The following is a 1,381-nucleotide window of genomic DNA, read 5'->3' as shown; positions in this document are numbered from 1 at the left end:
CAGGGTAAGAGCGTCTCAATCATGCTTGACAAAAGGAATCCGAAGAATCTAATATCTTGTCAAGAAAACAAGAACTGATAATTTGAATCAGATAATCATTATCCATAGCTGCCCGTTTCATTTTTTGTCGAAGACTACGTTTGTAAGTAGGTTCGCAGTTGAGGGCATTCAGCGCAATACGTCGCAGGACAGCCAAATTCCGGGGACTGTGTTTCGAGCGAATCCGGCAAGCATCTTCTGCAAAGGTACAATCTAAAGTCCAATGAGCCTGATTTTCAATCCCCCAATGTTTTCGGATGGCTCGACCCAAAAGTTGGGCATCACTATCTAAAGAAGTTAGATAGAATTGCACTTCCCGAGTAGTTTTGTTCCAAAGATGACGCACTCGAACAACCATGACCACACTTTTTAATCCCGCCCATAATCGCGGTTGGTAAAGCTCACCAATGACCGTAATTGGCACCGACCAAACTTGACGGATTTCTCGCCGATGATGACCGGACTCAATCCGTTGCTCATAACTGACATCAATCCCGGAAAATTGCTGTGCAGAAGCTCTCTCAAACCATTCTTTAACCTGATGATGGAGAGTCGGATGATTAGCTTTAAGTGTCAGGACATAATTTCCTTTTTTTTCAATAATCTTTTGAGCAATTTCAGTTTGAGTCCCCATAGCATCAATAGTAATGATAGAATCAGTAATGTCGAGCAACTCTAATAATGCCGGAATAGCCGTGATCTCATTCGATTTATCATCCACTTTCATCTGCGCCAAAACAAGACGTTGTTCAGAAGACCAAGCAGTAATAACATGAAGTGCCGATTTGCCTTGATTGCGGTCATAAGAACCTCTAATTGTCTTACCATCAATGGGAATAATTTCTCCTCCTGTCTTAGTGACGAGAGTTTCTACCCATCGTCCAAAGCATCGATTTAATGCTTCTGGGTCAAGGAACTCAAATACTCGACGAAAAGTGTCATCGGAAGGGATGCCATAAGGTAATGCCAAAAACTCTTCTAACCACTTTTTTTTACTAATACCATAATTCTCGATGTCTTCCCACCCTTGCGCTCCGGCGATGATAGCGAAAATTGCGATTGCTAGGATATCGGTGAGTTGATGTTTCTTAGTTCGCTCGACTCTGGGGTCTTTAATATCTGCAAAATGTGCTAAGAAACTCTGTTGAATATCTTGAATCTCTGCTACTTCCGGGAGCGGTAGTTGAGGAAGAGAGCTTTTTTTGCCAGAGGTAGATTTAATTTCAAAACCCTGAGACATAAAATGTATTCCTAAATATTTTATTGAGTGGCATTGTTGTCATCTCACTTATTTGACTCATTGTCAAGTACAATTTATACCAAATTAGATGAGCTTACCCTG

At 41.3% G+C, this 1,381-nt stretch carries 1 protein-coding gene; it reads right to left on the bottom strand.

What is annotated here, in order from left to right; translation table 11 throughout:
• Positions 1 to 19 precede the first annotated feature (19 nt).
• Positions 20 to 1,279, bottom strand: a complete 1,260-nt coding sequence (locus tag QUB61_RS39470) for an ISAs1 family transposase (protein WP_333190472.1) — start codon at positions 1,277 to 1,279, stop codon at positions 20 to 22.
• Between the last annotated feature and the right edge of the window lie 102 nt (positions 1,280 to 1,381).

The sequence above is a fragment of the Microcoleus sp. C2D2 genome (assembly GCF_036702495.1).
Taxonomy (GTDB): Bacteria; Cyanobacteriota; Cyanobacteriia; order Cyanobacteriales; family Microcoleaceae; genus Microcoleus.
The sequence above is the reverse complement of the archived record's forward strand: the minus strand, read 5'-3'. Positions and strand labels throughout refer to the sequence as shown.

Bases quoted from the DNA above. Each gene is read 5' to 3' on its own strand.
- QUB61_RS39470 (WP_333190472.1), bottom strand. From the start codon at position 1,279: ATGTCTCAGGGTTTTGAAATTAAATCTACCTCTGGCAAAAAAAGCTCT.